A 17,393-nucleotide genomic window follows, 5' to 3' on the forward strand; every position below is an offset into this window, starting at 1 on the left:
CTTAATGATCGAAAAAGCAGCAAGGAGAACGCCGATGATGCGAATCGACAGCCACCAGCATTTCTGGCGCTACACCCCGCAGGATTACCGCTGGATAGGCGATGACATGGCGGTGCTGAAACAGGATTTATTGCCGGAGATATTGCGGCCTGCGTTACAACGTCACGATATTCAGGGCACGGTTCTGGTTCAGGCCTGTTCCTCTGTGCAGGAAACCCGCTGGCTGCTGGAGATCGCAGAGCACACCGACTTTGTGCATGCCGTGACCGGCTGGGTGGATCTGTCGTCACCCGCGCTGCAACGGGATCTGGAGGCTATTTCACACCCGCTGCTGCGCGGCTTTCGTCATCAGGTTCAGGACGAGTCTTCACCTGCGCAGTGGCTGGAAGATCAGGCGATCAATGCCGGTATTCGCCAGATTCAGCGGCAGGACTATGTCTATGAAATTCTGGTGACGCATCGCCATCTGACTGACGCCATAAAATTTGCCGAACGTCATGATGACTATTTTCTGGTGCTCGATCACTTCGGCAAGCCGGATCTCAGCCTGGGGGCGGCGTACTGGAAGCAGCAGATTGCACCGCTGGCGGCGTTAAAACACGTCAGTTGCAAGCTCTCCGGGTTGCTGACCGAGCCGCGTCCGGCAGGCATGTCAGCCCGCGATCTGTTGCCGTATTTTGAGGCCGCACTGGACGTTTTCGGTGCCGGACGCCTGATGTTTGGTTCCGACTGGCCGGTATGTTTACTGGCAGACGGGGATGAAAATCCGTGGGATTTATGTGAACAGGCCACGGCCTCACTCAGTTCTGACGAGCAGGCAGCCATTTATGGCGGCAATGCCTGCACGATTTACCGATTACAGCCTTTACCGATTACAGGAAATGACTGATGAATCTGCATCTGCAAAATAAAGTGGTGATGGTCACCGGCGGCGGTTCCGGTATCGGCGCGGCGATTTCGCTGACGCTGGCGGAAGAAGGCGCGGTTCCGGTGATCATCAGCAATACCGAACCGGCCAATGAACTGATGCATAAACTGCAACAGCTTTCGCCACAGGCCAGTTTTGTACTGACTGAACTGCGCGACGAAGCCAGTTGCAAGGCGGCGGTGAATGAGGTGCATACCCGCTACGGCAGTATCGACGGGCTGGTGAATAACGCCGGTGCCAACGACAGCGTCGGGCTGGATGCCGGTCGCGAAGCCTTTGTGCAGTCGCTCGAGCAGAATCTGATCCACTATTACCTGATGGCGCACCTGAGCCTGAACGCCCTGCGCGCCAGCCGGGGAGCTATCGTCAATATCAGCTCGAAAACCGCACTCACCGGACAAGGCAACACCAGCGGTTACGCTTCGGCCAAAGGCGGCATTCTGGCGCTGACCCGCGAATGGGCAGCGGCGCTGCTGGGCGACGGTATCCGCGTGAACGCGGTGATCCCGGCGGAAGTCATGACGCCGCTCTACGAACGCTGGATTAAAAGCTTCGACCATCCCGAAGAAAAGCTGCAACAAATCACTTCGCATATTCCGCTGGGACAGCGTATGACCACGCCGCAGGAAATCGCCAACACCGTGGTGTTCCTGCTGTCTTCCCGCGCCTCGCACACCACCGGCCAGTGGCTGACCGTGGACGGCGGTTATATGCATCTCGACCGGGCCTTAACATGAAACGCCGCTATTGTCAGGCGCTGGATCTGGCGGACGATCCGGTGCTTATCGAAGAATATCAGCGTTATCACCGCGAAATCTGGCCGGAAATTACCGCGCACCTGCGCCGCTATGGCATCGCAGACATGGAAATTTACCGGCTGGGCAACCGCCTGATGATGGTGATGGAAACCACGGAAGATTTTGACAGCGGACTGTTCGAACGCCGCAGTCTGGAGGATCCGAAAGTCTGCGAATGGGAAGCCCTGATGTGGAAGTATCAGCGCCCAACGCCGTGGACGCCCGCCGGTGAAAAGTGGGTGGAAATGGAGAGGATTTTTTCGCTGGCTGATCAGAAATAGCTATACATCTCCCTGCTATGAGGGAGAAACCGTTTTTCACGTTATCTGACATAAAAAATCAGCCACCTGAGCTGAACCCCTACATGCGTCACCAGATACTGAGGAATACAACATGCTCGCCGATAAAACTGCCGCGCCCGCTTATGCGCAGCGCAAAACGACGTCCGGTTTCCGACTGGCGTTCATACTGGTCACCACGCTGTTTTTCCTGTGGGGTTTATCCTACGGGCTGCTGGATGTCCTGAATAAGCATTTCCAGGACGTTTTGCACGTCAATAAAGCCCAGTCCGGTCTGCTACAGGCCGCCTATTTCGGGGCGTATTTTATCATCGCCCTGCCCGCCGGTTTCTTCATGGACAGGTTCGGTTATAAAGCCGGGATCCTGGTGGGTCTGTGTCTGTATGCCCTGGGCGCACTGTTGTTCGTGCCCGCCGCCTCCGCAGGCAGCTTCGGCATGTTCCTGTTCGCATTGTTCGTGATTGCCCTCGGTCTGGGCTGTCTCGAAACCGCCGCTAACCCGTTCGCTACCGTGCTGGGCGATCCGGCCGGAGCCGAACGCCGCCTGAACCTTTCTCAGTCCTTCAACGGTTTAGGTCAGTTCATCGGCCCGATTATCGGTGGTTCACTGTTCTTCTCCGCCACACAAGGCACCACGACGGACGGATTGTCCTCGGTGAAAACCACTTACGTCGCCATCGCCGTGTTAGTGCTGCTGATTGCCTTCCTGTTCGGACGCACAAAATTGCCGGACATCCGCGAGCAAAGCGCTCCGGAAGATCACGGTATCGAGAAAGGATTGTGGCAGCACGGCCATTTCACCGGCGGCGTCATCGCACAATTCTTCTACGTCGCGGCACAGGTTGGCGTCGGTGCCTTCTTCATTAACTACACCACCGAACACTGGCACACGCTGTCGAACCAGAACGCGTCGTATCTGCTGTCTGTCGGCATGATCAGCTTTATGGTCGGGCGTTTCTTCAGCACCTGGCTGATGGGCTTTGTCCGCCCGGCCACGCTGCTGGTGGTCTACGCCATCATCAATATTGTGCTGTGCGGCGTGGTGGTGGCCGGTATTGATAACGTCTCGGTGATTGCACTGGTGGCGATTTTCTTCTTTATGTCGATCATGTTCCCGACCATTTTCGCGATGGGCGTCAAGAACATGGGCAAACAAACCAAACGCGCCAGCTCGGTGATGATCATGGCGATTGTCGGTGGCGCGGTGATGCCGTATCTGATGGGCGCGATTGCCGACCACTACAACACCGCCGTTTCTTACGCCCTGCCGATGGTATGTTTCGCCGTGGTGCTGATTTATGCCGTGAAACAGCGGGCGAAAGCAGCGATCTGAGAACGTTGTCATACAAAACAATCTGACTGCTACCCCTCACTACACAGCCCCTCCTTAATACCCTTCGGGTGTCGGGGAGGGGTTGCAACCCTGAAAACTACGTCATGAGTTTTAACATTCCTGTCATCCCGGAGGGGAAAATCCTGTTTATACTTCATCGCGTATAAAGCTGGTTAATAACGCTGAAGGGTAAAAAAATGTCGATTCGTTCATTGCAGGCACTGTGTTTAACCAGTTTTTTTATTGCGGATGTTCGTGACGGGCTTGGGCCCTTTCTGGGGATTTTTCTGACACAACGCCACTGGCAGCCCGATGATATCGGCTTGCTGATGACCGCTGGCGGCGTGGCAGGGTTGCTGGCAACGCTCCCTGCGGGCTTCATGACTGATGCATCGAAAAACAAGCGGCTGATTCTGGCGCTGCTGTGCGTGCTGATCACCGGCACGACGCTGCTGCTCTGGCTCAGTCAGGCAAATGCCGTGGTGGCGTTTTCGCAGATCGTGAGCGGAATATGTGCTGCTTTTGTCGGTCCGCTGATCACCGGGATCACGCTGGGTCTGACCGGGCAAAAAGGCTTTAGCGCGCAGATGGGTAAAAATGAGGCGTTTAACCATGCCGGGAATTTTATCACCGCGCTGATTGCCGGAGGGATCGCCTGGTACTGGGGCATCGGCGGTATTTTCATTCTCATGACCTGCACGATGTTATTAACGCTCATTGCACTGACGGGCATCCGCCGCAGCGATATAGACGATGATGCCGCGCGTGGGCTGGAGTCTGGCTCATCCGCACAGGTCCCCGATTTCTCGGTGCTGGCCCAAAATAAACCGCTGCTGATCACCGGTCTGACACTGCTGCTGTTTCATCTGGCCAATGCGGCGCTGTTACCGATGCTCAGCATGAGAATCGCTGCGGCGCCCGGCTCCGTCAATCCCGGCCTGTACGCTGCCGCAACCGTGATTATTTCTCAGATGGTGATGATCCCGGTAGCAATCTGGACCGCCGGGCGCATCGACAGAGTCGGCTACTGGCGGCTGATTATGCTGGCGCTGCTGATCATGCCCGTCCGGGCAGCGCTGGCGGCGAGTTCCGCCGCCCCTTTAATGATGGTGCCGGTGCAAATACTTGATGGTTTCGCGGCTGGCGTACTGGGCGTGGTAGTGCCGAGCTTTATTGTGGTGCTGCTGCGCGGAAACGGTCATGTCAACGCGGGCCAAAGCGTGGTGATGCTGATGCAGGGCGTCGGCGCGGCCATGAGCCCGGCCCTGACGGGTATGATTGCAGGTCATTACTCGTTCGCTACGGCGTTCAGCGTTCTGAGCGTTATCGCCCTGACGGGGCTGCTGATCTGGTGGCGATATGCCCCGTTACTTTCAACACAGTCTTGTATGGAGACAAGCTAAGTCGTCGGTCACGCGGGGCGAAGCAAGCGTAAACATAGCCTGCGGGATCAGGCCAGACTCAAACCGAACAGGCGGCTCAGGGCAATTCTGCCGCTGTCGGTGACGCTCACTTCACGATAACCCTGCGTGCGGGATATCCACGCTTTTTGCAGAAAAAGCGTCATTAATGCCTGCCCTGCATCGCCTCCCAGATGGAAGCGTCTTTCGCTCCAGTCAAGGCAAGGGCAGCAAGCCTTGCGGCGCGGGCGCGGATTGAGCACCGCGCCCAGTCGTTGAAAATGGGCTTTCCCGGCCGGAGTCAGCGCGTTACCGTCCGCTTCAAGCCAGTTTTCCTGCAGCAGAAAATCGTAGATTTTTACCGCCAGCTCTCCGGCCAGATGGTCATAACAAGTTCGTGCATAACGCAGAACGACCGGCGTCCGCGACGCAAAAGTTTTGTGGTTATGCATGGAAACCCCCATCAGGTTTTCCAGCAATCCGGCGATATGGTGGCCCGCCAGGCTGTAATACCGGTGGCGCCCCTGCGTCAGGCAAATCACCAGCCCGTTGCGGAGCAGCCGGGTAAGATGACCGCTGGTTGTGGAGGCGGCAATGCCCGCCACCGCACTGAGTTCAGTCGCGGTCCACGCGCGTCCGTCCATCAGGGCACACAAAATACTGACCCTTGACGGGTCAGATATTGCTGAAGCCACCAGTGACATGGATTTTTCAAGAGACTCATCCGGCTCACTGTCGTATTCGGTTTGAAGAAAATTCATGCAGAAGGTATCGCCCATTGTTGAGTGACTTCAGCCGCGCGGATATCGTCATCCGTCAGCAGAATAAGCCGGTTATCGTGGTCGCTGTACTGTACCAGAATGTTAATGCCATTCCGGGCGAGCGTCTGGGCGATTTCGCCCAGCTCGCCCGGCTGTTTCTGAGGTAGTTTTCTTATCAGCGGGCGTGACAGCTTTCTCACGTCAAAGCCAGCATCAGTCAGAACCTGACGGGCTTTTTCACCGTCTTCTATCAGGAAATGCGCATGCCCCGCTTCTGCCGTGGAAAATACGCCGCCGCCCTCCAGCCCCACACCGTTCATGCCCAGAATACGGCCAAGGGAGGCCAGCGAACCGGGTGAATGGTCGAGGATCACGTGAATGTCATACATGCTGATGCGCTCCTTTACCGGAAGACTTGTCGGAAGAATAGTCACGAAATACACGGGCAACGCGTATTCTGTAGAATGAAAAAATCGACTGTTTACCCTCTTTCTGCGCGGCCAGATGCATCAGATTCTGTTTCCACCCTGCCACCGACTCTTCATCTTCCCACCATGATAATGAAAGGATTTTTCCGGGCGTGGTCAGGCTCTGGAATCTCTCAATGGAAATAAATCCCGGCGTGTCCGATAACAATGGTTTCAGTTCTGCCGCCAGTTCAAGGTACCGCTCACGCGCTTCGGGTACTGCATCTGCCTCAAAAAGTACTACGATCATCGTTCTGCTCCCTCATGAATTTCGTTCAGCTTATTACCGGCAAAAATCAGATGCTTCGGTCAACACCGAAGTGTGTCTGTTACCTGCGGGCAGGAACGGCATCCGGGGAGGCATGATCATGAATTTGTCTCATGTTCAGTGAATTTAAATCACTTTTTTTCACTCAATGACTCAGGCATAAAAGAGTCATCGCGATTCACTCTTAAAAATATGAAAACGACTGAAATAACGTAGATTTTTCAGCAGCCGGGACACCTGATAACAATGAATAAAAAACTGACATTTACCCTTAAAAGCATCCGTTTCGACGAGAATTATAACCCCTCGGAAAATACGCGTATTACCACCAATTTTGCCAATCTGGCAAGGGGTGAAAAACGCCAGGAAAACCTGCGCAACACCTTAGTGATGATCGATAATCGCTTCAATTCTCTGGCGCACTGGGATAATCCTAATAAAGACCGGTATTCTGTCGAACTCGATATTATTACTGCTCAGTTGAATATTGATGCTGAAGGCAAGGCCGACAGCTTCCCGGTGATTGAAATACTGAAAACAACTATCGTTGATAAAAAAACCCACCAACGCATTGCAGGCATTTTAGGAAATAACTTTTCCTCCTATGTGCGTGATTATGACTTTAGCGTTTTACTGCCAGAGCATAATAAGGACCAACCTGAATTTAGCCTGCCGGATAATTTTGGCGAATTACATGGGAATATATTCAAACAATTTTTAAAATCAGAGACTTACAAAGATAACTTTACTAAAACACCGGTTATCTGCCTGAGTGTATCCAGCAAAAACACTTACTATCGCACGGGAAATAAACACCCTGTATTAGGCGTAGAATATCAGCAGGATGAACTCTCCCTGACTGATGAATATTTCGCAAAAATGGGATTACGGGCGCGGTATTTTATGCCTGAAAACAGCGTTGCGCCTCTGGCATTTTATTTTTCTGGCGATTTGCTCAGTGATTACACTAATCTTGAGCTTATCAGCACCATCAGCACGATGGAGACTTTTCAGAAGATTTATCGCCCTGAGATTTACAATGCTAATTCTGCGGCAGGATTGCAATATCAACCCAGCCTGAATTACCAGGATTATTCTTTAACCCGTATTGTTTATGACCGGGAAGAGCGTAGCCATCTGGCTATTGAGCAGGGGAAGTTTACTGAAGAATGCTTCATCAAACCTTACCAAACTGTTCTTGAACAATGGTCTGCCCATTCCGCTCTCTGATTAACCATAAAAAATATAAGGTCACCTGTGTATGAAAAAATTATTACCGACATCGACTGCGGGCAGTTTGCCTAAACCTTCGTGGCTGGCACAACCTGAGGTGCTCTGGTCCCCGTGGAAATTGCAAGATCAGGAATTAATTGACGGCAAAAAAGATGCCCTGCGTTTGTGTCTGGAAGATCAACAGCAGGCTGGTATCGATATTGTCAGTGACGGCGAGCAAACGCGTCAGCATTTTGTCACGACCTTTATTGAGCATCTCGAGGGCGTTGATTTCGAGAAACGTGAGACGGTTAAGATCCGTAATCGCTATGAAGCGAGTGTGCCGACAGTTGTTGGCCCGGTGAGTCGCAAAAAGGCCGTTTTTGTTGAAGATGCGAAGTTTTTGCGCCAGCAAACCACACAACCGATCAAATGGGCTCTTCCTGGGCCGATGACGATGATCGATACGCTTTATGACAACCACTATAAAAGTCGCGAGAAACTCGCCTGGGAATTTGCCAAAATTCTCAATGAAGAAGCCAAAGAATTAGAGGCTGCTGGCGTCGATATCATCCAGTTTGACGAACCGGCCTTTAACGTGTTCTTTGATGAAGTGAATGACTGGGGCATTGCCACGTTAGAAAGAGCCATCGAAGGGCTGAAATGTGAAACGGCTGTGCACATTTGCTACGGCTATGGCATCAAAGCCAATACCGACTGGAAAAAAACGCTGGGCACAGAGTGGAGACAATACGAAGAGATTTTCCCCAAACTGCAAAAATCTAATATCGATATCATTTCACTGGAATGTCATCACTCACATGTTCCGATGGAACTGATGGAGCTTATCCGCGGTAAAAAGGTGATGGTGGGTGCCATAGACGTGGCGACCAATACCATTGAAACCCCGGAAGAAGTCGCCGCGACGCTGCGTAAAGCGCTGCAGTTTGTAGACGCCGATAAACTCTATCCTTGCACCAACTGCGGCATGATTCCTTTACCTCGTAGCGTCGCCAGAGGCAAGCTGGATGCATTAAGTGCAGGCGCAGAAATTGTCCGCAAAGAACTGCTGGCTAAATAACGTCGCCAAATAGCCGATCACTTAAAAAGAATTTTGTCTGGGTTGCGCGATCATTTCGATCGCCAACTATCCGGAAACCCGCCTGAGATGTAAGCGGCCCCGTTTTACGCCTGTTTGTTGTTTTGCCCGTGCACTTTTTTACCCCTGTCACGGACGAAACTGTTGCGATAAAGCGCGTCAATTCCCCTTTCGCCGCGTTATGCCTTATAAGGCTGCGCGGCAATATCAATATCAATGTTAATCGTGTCACCGACCAACGACAGCAGACTGTCCATCGCGAAAGCAGAGCGGGAAATCGCCGTGTGTGCGTGCAGAATCAGGGACTTCGCGCTGGCGTCATTCATAACAGCATCCAGCACAACCGGTCTTTGGATATTTTTGATAGTCAGCATGCCAAAAATCTTAAATTGCCCATTTCCCGACTGCGTGACTTTTTGACTGGTGAACTTGACCCAGGGATAACGGTTTTCATCAAAGAACATACTGCTCTTTAACTGATGCGTCAGCAGCAGGTTCGAAGCCTCCAGCGAGGAAACCGGAATTCTGACATCTATATGATTCTGCATGTTTTGCTGATGATCTAAAAAAGCATCGCCGGATACCTGCGATAAATTCGCCTGCGAGGGATGTGTGCTGAGCATGACCCACGACAACGTAATGGTTGTGCGATCTGCGTTGATAACATAGTGCTCCGGGGTGCCGGAGAAAGATAAAGATGCATAACTCATTGATAAAATAAATAAAAACACTCGCAGCATGAGGGGTTCTCCAGAGGTTGACTCTGAGTAAACGTTTCAGCTGTTGTTTCTATTCGGTTGAAATCAGTATTAAGGCAAAAGCAGTGATGCACTGAGCATATCCTGCCCCGCCCCCATCAAATCCGAACGGAGCGCTTCCACCACTTCAGGGTCGAGCCCACCGCGCGCTGCGGTCTCCTGCATTATGATGAGGCTTTTTTCCGGCGAATACGCCGGTTTGTAACAACGGGTTTCACGCAGCGCGGCATAGCAGTCGGCGACCGAAATAATGCGCGGCCCGAGATCGAGCTGTGCACCGCGCAGATGGAAGGGATATCCCTTGCCGTCCGGCCGTTCATGATGAAAGCTGGCCATCCGGGCGATGTCCTGCATGCCGGCAATCCGCGAAAGAATTTTCCAGGTGAACTGCGGGTGTATATGGATCTGGCGGCGTTCGAAATCCGTCAGAGGTTGCGCTTTGATGAGCAAGGCGGCGGGGACAACCAGTTTACCTAAATCATGCAGCAAACCGGCGACGCGGATCCGCGCGACACCTTTTTTAGAAAACCCGTACATTTGCGCAAGCCTGGCGGCGATACCTGCCACCACAACAGAATGTTGTGCGGCTGAACGGCAATGCAGGTCAATGACGACAGCCAGCAGGGCAGACAGTTGCGTCATTTCCTTGTCACTTAACACACGGTCAGCAAAGGGTGAAAAAGACGCGGCTGTACTGATAAGCGTGGCGGAGGCGAATTCCGCCCAGAATTCCTTTTCCAGTCCAAGCTCGCGTAACGCCAGCATGTCGTCGAGCAGGTAACGGGATCCGATGGAATCACACAGGGTTTCGACCGCGCGCACCGGATAATGACCGCGTGGAAATTCATGCAATGCCAGTAAATCCAGATTATCGGCCAGATCCAGCAGGCGGTTTTCTGAATGCTGCCGTCCTCTTGCGACGATCAGGCCCGCGCTGTCGGCCAGTAACGGGATATCCGCAAGTTGGCTGGCGCAATCGTGCGGAGCATGTGCCCCCCTGCTGATATCACGTAAAAGTGCAGCAATGAACAACCGCTGTTGTGCCAACAGACTGAGCTGGCGCTGACGGGCAATATTCATAACGATATAAGCACGCCGCACACCACGATGTCCGTTTTCAGGGCTTAACAAGTCCAGCGCAGAAGAAAATCCGATAAGAAAATCCGTAAAGGTAACGTCCACGTAACCACTCCCACTCATTCAACAATGCGAGCAGGAAACCGGATTTCAGGATGACAGACAATTTAATTGCCCAAAGTGGGTATATATAGGTTTTTATTCCTTAATGGTATCTTTGACAGATATAATAATTGGCTTTTTTCCCTATGCTGGCTGAAATTTTTACCTATACCTTGCACAGATTCTGATCGCGGAATGTAGACTGTATAATATTAATCTTAGCGGTGTGTAAATCCGAACGGGTTTGATGTGGCTTTACTTATTACTGTCAGGTTCAGATGAAGTATCTCATTGATAAAGAAATAGAATTCAACTCAGACGATGGTACATTGCACTATCCTGCCAGCCAGGACGTGATCAAACTGACACTCCCGGCCGCACGGTTGCTGGAAGAATTTCTTTCGTCTGAAGGGCGTGATCTGACGCGGGAATATCTGCTGGAAACAGTCTGGGACAAGCACGGTCTGCATGCATCCGGCAATAATCTTAACCAGTACGTCAGTATTGTCCGCCGCAATCTGGCGCTGTTTGAATGCCACGAACTCATTATTACCCTCCCCAAAGTCGGTTTTAAACTGAATCCGGCGGTCAGTGTGCAACGCCTTGAAGCGCCACCGCCTGCCGGGCAGGCACCGGCTTCCCCGCCTCCGCTCAGAATGCAAACACCCGATTCAGTTTCTGCTCCGGTTAAACCTGCACGGCGTGCTCTTTTTATTCTGCTCTGCCTGCTGGTTCTGGTTAGCCTGTCTTTCGGCGCGTGGAAATACGACGACGCCACCAACGGAATGACCGAAATAAAACAGCCCGACACCGGCTGCGATATTATTTTCCTTAAAGATATTTCGGACGATGCCAAAACTGCGGTACTGGAACGGGTCAGTCACACACTAAAAACCAATAACCTGACGTGCAATAAAACCAACGTGCTCATTTATAACAGTGAATTATCCTATTCATCTCAAAACAACGCCCGAACACTGCTGTCCTTATGCACTCTTGGTAATAATAATGAGATTATTTCGTGTGATAACTTCTATCACTATAAGTGGATCAAACCATGATCATGATTAAAAAGAAGTGGTTCTATGCCACCGTCGCAACTGTTTGCGTCATCGCAGCAACCGTTCTTTATTTATGGCCATCCAAAGATATTCCTACCTTAAAATGTAAAGCCTTCGGCAAAGTGAATATGGATATTGAGCAGGGGCAACTGGTTTTTTCTATTGTTGAAAGCCTGCAATTTTACGATAAAGACAAAGGTATTATTCAATACGAAGGCTATGTAAAGTCGGCCAAAGCCAGTACCTATCTTGAGCGTACCGTCTATCTCAGTCATGGTGTCAAAGTGGATAATAAAACCTATCATTTCACCATTGACAAAGTGACGCCGTCACCTTTGGATACCACGCCAGATGCTGATTTCGACCAGATGTGGCTGGAAAACACGGGCGATAATGCCTCACTCAACATTGGTGTTAAGAAGATACGGGACCAGGCGTATGTGGTAAGCAGTACCTATTCCCCGCAATTTGTTTGTGTCGCGTACTGAACACACCCGTATTTTTCAGGTTACTTATCTTCAATAAAAGTAAAATGAAGAATAAAAACCTATTTATGTTGCAATCTGACATATAAATTGATGGCAATGGCCGGAAGGGTGTTTTATAGCCACTCACTGACGGGTATCCGTCTGGCGGCAGAGTGGCAAAGACCGCTCAGCGCCGATCATTTAAAAAATAGGTAAACAAATGCGTACTAACACAATCAAACTGACTGTCGCTGGCAGTGCAATTGCGGTATTTATGGCTTTCTCTGGCCAGACTCAGGCTGTTGAACTGGGTGCAAAAGCGGGCACAAATTTCACTGAACTGAACGCCGGTATGGGCCGTCAGACATCCGGTCTTTATGTCGAGGGTAACTGGGCGAAGAATACTCAAAATGGCCGCCAGATTGGTGGCGTGAGCACCGGTTTTAATATTCCGGCGGGCCCGGCAATGATTAATCTGGGCGCGAAAGCGCTTTATATGCAGGGTTCTACTTCTGATAATGAAGGCGTGGCATTTCCCGTCGGCGGCGGTATTACCGTCCCCTTCACCGACAGTCTGGCATTTTATGCAGAGGGTTATGCAGCACCTGATGCATTAAGCAATCGTGTAAAATCTTATTCCGAAGCCGATGCCGGATTTAGCTGGATCCCGGTCGCGCCATTAAAAGTGAAAGCCGGTTACCGCTATGTTGGCCTTGACGGCACTGCGGGAAATCCTAATGAACGCATTATTGATGGTGCCTATTTAGGCGCAGAGATGGATTTCTGATTTAACGTTTAATGTGCTGCAAAGAGTGCACATTGCATTGACCCGGCATGTGCACTCTCCTGTTATTTTTCAGGGCTGAAAAAATAAATCCGTTATTGTTTCACCAGTACCGGCTGTTCACGATATTCCGCCGGGAAATACTGCTTCAAATCTTTAATCTTCGGCAGATCGTTCACCACAATATACGGATAGTCCGGGTTATCGTTTAAAAAGTTCTGGTGATAAGCCTCAGCCGGATAAAAGTGTGCATTGCTTTCAACTGTGGTGACCAGCGGTTCGCTGTAACTGTGGCTGGCATTAAGCTGGGCGATGTACGCGTTCGCCACTTCCGCCTGCGCAGCGTTCAGAGGAAAGACCGCCGACCGGTACTGACTGCCGGTATCCGGCCCCTGACGGTTTAACTCGGTCGGGTTATGCCCCACCGAGAAGAAGATGTGCAACAGTTCGCCATACGTTACTTGTGTCGGGTCGAAGGTCACTTTCACTGATTCCGCATGACCGGTCTCGCCGGTACTGACCTGCTCGTAACTGGCCGTTTGCGCCACACCGCCAGCATAACCGGACACCGCGCTGGTCACGCCTTTTACATGCTGAAACACGCCCTGAATCCCCCAGAAACAACCACCGGCAAACAGCGCGGTTTCGCTGTGTGCAGTGCCTGCTGGCTCATCTTTTGCCGGTGCCGGGATCACGACCGCCGGTTCAGCGCCCCCGCCCCATGACCAGGCATTATTTTCGAACACGAACGCAGACGCCAGCATCAGCCCGGCGATCAGGCTGTAGTGGCGAAAGTTACGCCGGTTTTTCGATGCAATTTTCATAGTCAATTTCCTGCCAGATTAAGCTTTAGGGGTGAACGTCATCGCCAGCCCGTTCATGCAATAACGCAGACCGGTCGGCTGCGGACCGTCATCAAACACATGTCCCAGATGGCCGCCACACCGGCGGCAATGCACTTCATCGCGCACCATACCTAGCGAAGTGTCCCGGCTGGTTTGCGCCGCATCGGCAAGAGGTTGCCAGAAGCTCGGCCAGCCGGTATGGCTGTCGAATTTGGTCGCTGAGGAGAAAAGAGCAAGGTTGCAGCCTGCGCAGGCAAACTCGCCTGCACGATGTTCGTTGTTTAACGGACTGGAATAAGGACGTTCGGTGCCTGCCTCGCGCAAAATACGGTACTGATCATCGCTGAGGCGCTGGTGCCACTGAGCATCCGTCAGCATGATTTCGAATTTCGCAGGTTTTACCTGCGCGCCGGCATTGCGGGAAAACAGTGACGGGACCAGCCCCATCATGGCCGCGGCAGATACCGCGCCACTGCCCAGCAGGAAATTACGTCTGTTAATCATTTTTGCCACCGATCCGGTTGCTGTCGATGGCATCAGATTACAAGGGGAGGGATTACGGAATCCTCGCGGAGAGTTAACGGTTTTGTGATAACTCGATTTGCAGTTGCACTGCGGGGCTGGGGTAAAGGCTGGAATGAGGTAGTTTCGGTTTCTCACGTGCGGTGATCGCTTAACGCGCTGCGCCGAAACCGCTGAGCGATCACAGCTATTGAGAAACCGAAACTGCCACCCTTCTGTTCTAAGCAGCCGCCATGTTGCAGCGGCCATCTGCAACCCGATTACAAAATCGCCCGTGCAGCCGGGTCTGCCCCTTCCCGCACAAACACAGGAATTTCACTCATTGGTGCAGCAACCGTGATCACCCTCCCCCCTTCATAGCGTTCGCCATTCAATGCCACCCACGTTTCTCCCGCCGGTAACCACACTTCCCGCTCTCGCTGACCGGCATACAACACCGGCGCGACCAGAATATCTGCGCCAAGCATGTACTGATCTTCCACCTGCCAGCTTTCAGCCTGACCCGGATACTGATAGAACATAGTGCGCATCGCCGGATCGCCATTTTCATGCGCTTCCTGCATCACGCGGCTGATGTAAGGGCGCAGTTTTTCGCGCAGGAATAACCCGCTTTTCATCAGCTGGTAATTCTCTTCGCCGTAACTCCAGACTTCATTGGGTGCGCCGCTGTTGCATTGCGCAATGCCGTCACGCCACGGTTCTGACGGCTGGATTTGCGGTTCGCGGTAGCCATGTAAACGCATCACCGGACAGAATACGCCCCACTGGAACCAGCGGATCAGCAACTCCTGAAATGCCGGATCATTCACATTCCCCCCCTGGAAACCGCCGATATCCGTCGTCCACCAGGGAATGCCCGCCAGCCCCATATTCAGACCGGCGGCAATCTGATTACGCAGCGCGTGGAAGGAAGAATGGATGTCGCCCGACCACGCCAGCACGCCGTAACGCTGGCTGCCTGCCCAGGCGCAACGCACCAGATTCACGATCTCGTGCTCACCTTCCTGCTGTAAACCGTCGTAAAAACCTTGCGCGAATTTTTGCGGATAGATGTTGCCCACTTCCAGCACCGGCCCGAGGTGATAACGATAGTTATCAAAATCATAAGCGCGGTATTCCGGCTCGGCTTCGTCCAGCCAGAAGGTGCGGATGCCCAGATCGTAATAGTTCTGCTTCACCTTATCCCAGACAAACTGACGCGCGCCGGGATGTGTGGCATCAAAGAAGGTACAGTTGCCGAGAAAATCCAGATTCACCGACACACCGCGATCGGTATTGACCAGATAACCTTTGGATTTCATTTCCTTATAATTGTCGGTGCGGCTGTCTACCGTCGGCCAGACCGACACCATAGTTTCGATGCCCAGCGATTTAAGCTCCGCGACCATGGCTTTCGGATCCGGCCAGTCCACGGGGTCAAAACACCAGGTGCCCTGATTCGGCCAGTGGAAGAAGTCGATGACAATCACCGAAACCGGCAAATTGCGCCGCTTGTATTCACGCGCCACCTCCAGCACTTCCTGCTGCGTACGGTAGCGCAGTTTGCACTGCCAGAAACCGGTCGCGTATTCCGGCATTTGCGGCGCAGTGCCGGTCGCGCGGCCATACTGATGCAGGATGTCAGCGGGCGTGTCTCCGGCGGTGATCCAGTAATCCATCTGCTCCGTGACCTGCGCTTCCCAGCGGGTAATGTTTTTGCCGAATGTCGCTTCGCCAATCGCCGGATTGTTCCACAACATGCCGTAACCCAGGCTTGAAAGCATAAACGGCACGCTGGCCTGCGAGTTACGCTGCGCCAGTTCCAGCGTGCAGCCTTTCAGATCCAGACAGCTCTGCTGGTACTGCCCCATACCATAAATTTTCTCGTCCGGACGCGATTCAAAACGCACGGTTAATTGATGCTTGCCACCGGGAATGGCTTTAAATTCGCGGGCATCCATCTTCAGTGCACTGATGTATTTATCCTGACTCTTTTCCGTTGCGCCAATGCCCACAGTCGAACGCTGACGCCAGTACTCTTCGAGGATCAGTTCACCACGCAGGTTATAAAACGCCAGTTGCCCTTTGATATTCACCGTCGCGGTGATGTTGCCGTTGCGCAGCGTCAGGGTTTCTGTGCTGTGACTGATGTCTGCTTGTGGCTGAGTTTCCGCGGGCAGCAGCTTGCCCCGAAAGGTAACGCCAGCCAGAGAATATAAGGCCGGAATTTACCAAACCGGGTTTGTGTCCGGTCAGCGATCAGCCCCATCGCCGGATCCACAATCGCATCAGCGACGCGTGCAACAAGAAACATTGTCCCGACAAAGACTGCCGGTAATCCCACAACATCGGTGTAATAAAACGTCAAAAATATAATCACATTATCCAGACCAATATGGCTCGCCATATCCCCCAGACCGTAACTCACTTTTTCTTTTACGGATAACTTCGCAGTCATTTTTCGTCCTGCCTTTTGTAGGTTAAACACAAAAAAGTCAGTCCGTCCGTGGCCCGAGGACTTGTTATAGAATGGTTAAAAGCGAGTCACAATTACGAGATGTTATAAATTTCTTATGATTTTTGATTTGTGTGATACCGGTAACATGAGGGAGGAAGGGGGGAGCCCCGCAATGGTCAGTCGCATTTGATATTCAGAGATTGCTAAGATAGAGGCAGACCAATAAGAAATTTGGGATCGGACGATGAGCACAGAACTGAGACAGGAGGCCTTTCACTTAATGCGCAAGGTTTTCCAGCAACACACCGCAAGATGGCAGCAGTGCATCCCGGAACTGACCAAACCGCAATATGCGGTGTTGCGCTCTGTCGCTGAAAATCCCGGCATTGAGCAGGTGCAGCTCACGGATGTCGCCGTCAGCAGCAAAGCGACACTGGCGGAAATGCTGGCGCGCCTTGAAACGCGCGGGTTGCTGGTCCGTGAAGCCGATCCGGCAGATAAACGCCGGCGTTTTATTACGCTGACGGCGGAGGGGAAAACGGTTCTCGCGAAAACCCAGCCCGTCGGTCAGGAGGTAGATACTGAATTTCTGGCAAGACTTTCTCCAGACGATCAACAGCATTTAGTCCGCCTGCTGAAGTCTATGACGGAGGATTCAGTATAACTTTGCCGTAAAGCCTTGCGGCTTGATGAGGTGAAGGCCCACTTCGGTCCATAATTCCATTCATTAATCGGTATTCAGCGCCTTGCCCCAGGTGAACGCTCACTGATAATAA

Annotated in this window: 19 protein-coding genes and 1 pseudogene; 11 read left to right on the top strand and 9 right to left on the bottom strand. The window is 52.3% G+C overall.

Annotation, left to right across the window (positions count from 1 at the left end):
* Window positions 1-34 precede the first annotated feature (34 nt).
* From AACU55_RS06390 to AACU55_RS06410, 5 genes are all read left to right on the top strand, one after another.
* Window positions 35-889 carry an amidohydrolase family protein gene (locus tag AACU55_RS06390; protein WP_134705246.1) on the top strand — a complete coding sequence of 285 codons (855 nt, stop codon included), beginning with the start codon at window positions 35-37 and terminating at the stop codon, window positions 887-889.
* On the top strand, window positions 889-1,665 hold the full coding sequence (locus AACU55_RS06395; RefSeq protein ID WP_037033115.1) for an SDR family oxidoreductase: 777 nt from the start codon (window positions 889-891) through the stop codon (window positions 1,663-1,665). The genes AACU55_RS06390 and AACU55_RS06395 overlap by 1 nt, the downstream gene beginning before the upstream one ends.
* Window positions 1,662-2,006, top strand: coding sequence for an L-rhamnose mutarotase (locus AACU55_RS06400; RefSeq protein ID WP_037033116.1), 345 nt, complete (start codon window positions 1,662-1,664; stop codon window positions 2,004-2,006). Before AACU55_RS06395 ends, AACU55_RS06400 begins: the two co-directional genes overlap by 4 nt.
* Before the next feature lie 112 nt (window positions 2,007-2,118).
* Window positions 2,119-3,357 carry an L-fucose:H+ symporter permease gene (gene fucP, locus AACU55_RS06405; RefSeq protein WP_013577879.1) on the top strand — a complete coding sequence of 413 codons (1,239 nt, stop codon included), beginning with the start codon at window positions 2,119-2,121 and terminating at the stop codon, window positions 3,355-3,357.
* Window positions 3,358-3,554: 197 nt separating this feature from the next.
* The gene (locus AACU55_RS06410) at window positions 3,555-4,760 is read left to right on the top strand and encodes an MFS transporter (protein ID WP_134705247.1); all 1,206 of its coding nucleotides are present in this window, start codon (window positions 3,555-3,557) and stop codon (window positions 4,758-4,760) included.
* 47 nt (window positions 4,761-4,807) lie between these two features.
* Here the strand turns inward: AACU55_RS06410 and AACU55_RS06415 are convergent, their stop codons facing one another.
* Genes AACU55_RS06415 through AACU55_RS06425 form a run of 3 tightly spaced genes read right to left on the bottom strand, consistent with a single transcriptional unit; the run spans window position 4,808 to window position 6,235 of the window.
* Window positions 4,808-5,518: an ArsR/SmtB family transcription factor gene (locus tag AACU55_RS06415; RefSeq protein ID WP_134705248.1), complete on the bottom strand. Its 711-nt coding sequence runs from the start codon at window positions 5,516-5,518 to the stop codon at window positions 4,808-4,810.
* Window positions 5,515-5,907, bottom strand: coding sequence for an amino acid-binding protein (locus AACU55_RS06420; RefSeq protein ID WP_013577882.1), 393 nt, complete (start codon window positions 5,905-5,907; stop codon window positions 5,515-5,517). The genes AACU55_RS06415 and AACU55_RS06420 overlap by 4 nt, the downstream gene beginning before the upstream one ends.
* Window positions 5,900-6,235 carry an antibiotic biosynthesis monooxygenase family protein gene (locus tag AACU55_RS06425; RefSeq protein WP_134705249.1) on the bottom strand — a complete coding sequence of 112 codons (336 nt, stop codon included), beginning with the start codon at window positions 6,233-6,235 and terminating at the stop codon, window positions 5,900-5,902. Before AACU55_RS06425 ends, AACU55_RS06420 begins: the two co-directional genes overlap by 8 nt.
* A gap of 264 nt (window positions 6,236-6,499) precedes the next feature.
* Here AACU55_RS06425 and AACU55_RS06430 point away from each other — a divergent pair, with 264 nt between their 5' ends.
* Both AACU55_RS06430 and AACU55_RS06435 read left to right on the top strand, forming a co-directional pair.
* On the top strand, window positions 6,500-7,483 hold the full coding sequence (locus AACU55_RS06430) for a DUF1852 domain-containing protein (protein ID WP_134705250.1): 984 nt from the start codon (window positions 6,500-6,502) through the stop codon (window positions 7,481-7,483).
* 31 nt (window positions 7,484-7,514) lie between these two features.
* On the top strand, window positions 7,515-8,546 hold the full coding sequence (locus tag AACU55_RS06435) for a methionine synthase (protein WP_037033118.1): 1,032 nt from the start codon (window positions 7,515-7,517) through the stop codon (window positions 8,544-8,546).
* A gap of 197 nt (window positions 8,547-8,743) precedes the next feature.
* Here AACU55_RS06435 and AACU55_RS06440 read toward each other — a convergent pair whose 3' ends face one another.
* Together AACU55_RS06440 and AACU55_RS06445 are read right to left on the bottom strand one after the other, a co-directional pair.
* Window positions 8,744-9,304, bottom strand: a complete 561-nt coding sequence (locus tag AACU55_RS06440; RefSeq protein ID WP_134705251.1) for a YceI family protein — start codon at window positions 9,302-9,304, stop codon at window positions 8,744-8,746.
* A gap of 69 nt (window positions 9,305-9,373) precedes the next feature.
* Complete coding sequence (locus tag AACU55_RS06445) at window positions 9,374-10,504, bottom strand: HD-GYP domain-containing protein (RefSeq protein WP_134705252.1); 1,131 nt, start codon at window positions 10,502-10,504, stop codon at window positions 9,374-9,376.
* Window positions 10,505-10,779: 275 nt separating this feature from the next.
* Here AACU55_RS06445 and AACU55_RS06450 point away from each other — a divergent pair, with 275 nt between their 5' ends.
* The 3 genes from AACU55_RS06450 (at window position 10,780) to AACU55_RS06460 (ending at window position 12,816) form a co-directional block, all read left to right on the top strand.
* Window positions 10,780-11,562: a winged helix-turn-helix domain-containing protein gene (locus AACU55_RS06450; protein WP_134705253.1), complete on the top strand. Its 783-nt coding sequence runs from the start codon at window positions 10,780-10,782 to the stop codon at window positions 11,560-11,562.
* Entirely contained in the window at window positions 11,559-12,050 is a 492-nt protein-coding gene (locus AACU55_RS06455) for a FidL-like protein (protein WP_134705254.1), read from the top strand. Before AACU55_RS06450 ends, AACU55_RS06455 begins: the two co-directional genes overlap by 4 nt.
* Window positions 12,051-12,249: 199 nt before the next feature.
* A complete protein-coding gene (locus tag AACU55_RS06460; RefSeq protein ID WP_013577890.1) occupies window positions 12,250-12,816 on the top strand; it encodes a YfaZ family outer membrane protein in 567 nt (188 codons plus the stop codon).
* Between the two features lie 92 nt (window positions 12,817-12,908).
* Here the strand turns inward: AACU55_RS06460 and msrA are convergent, their stop codons facing one another.
* The 4 genes and pseudogenes from msrA to AACU55_RS06480 form a co-directional block, all read right to left on the bottom strand.
* The gene (gene msrA, locus AACU55_RS06465; protein ID WP_134705255.1) at window positions 12,909-13,637 is read right to left on the bottom strand and encodes a peptide-methionine (S)-S-oxide reductase MsrA; all 729 of its coding nucleotides are present in this window, start codon (window positions 13,635-13,637) and stop codon (window positions 12,909-12,911) included.
* Window positions 13,638-13,655: 18 nt separating this feature from the next.
* Window positions 13,656-14,162, bottom strand: a complete 507-nt coding sequence (gene msrB / locus AACU55_RS06470) for a peptide-methionine (R)-S-oxide reductase MsrB (RefSeq protein WP_037033124.1) — start codon at window positions 14,160-14,162, stop codon at window positions 13,656-13,658.
* A gap of 278 nt (window positions 14,163-14,440) precedes the next feature.
* Window positions 14,441-16,342, bottom strand: coding sequence for a glycoside hydrolase family 31 protein (locus AACU55_RS06475; protein WP_240785626.1), 1,902 nt, complete (start codon window positions 16,340-16,342; stop codon window positions 14,441-14,443).
* A pseudogene (locus AACU55_RS06480) lies at window positions 16,339-16,617 on the bottom strand (MFS transporter); the annotation flags it as partial. The gene AACU55_RS06475 and the pseudogene AACU55_RS06480, both read right to left, overlap by 4 nt.
* 244 nt (window positions 16,618-16,861) lie before the next feature.
* Between AACU55_RS06480 and AACU55_RS06485 the strand changes: the two are divergent.
* On the top strand, window positions 16,862-17,281 hold the full coding sequence (locus AACU55_RS06485; protein ID WP_037033126.1) for a MarR family winged helix-turn-helix transcriptional regulator: 420 nt from the start codon (window positions 16,862-16,864) through the stop codon (window positions 17,279-17,281).
* The last annotated feature ends 112 nt before the right edge of the window (window positions 17,282-17,393 follow it).

Origin of the sequence: Rahnella sp. CJA17(1/100), assembly GCF_963881615.1 — a bacterium.
In the GTDB taxonomy this organism is placed as follows: Bacteria; Pseudomonadota; Gammaproteobacteria; order Enterobacterales; family Enterobacteriaceae; genus Rahnella; species Rahnella aceris.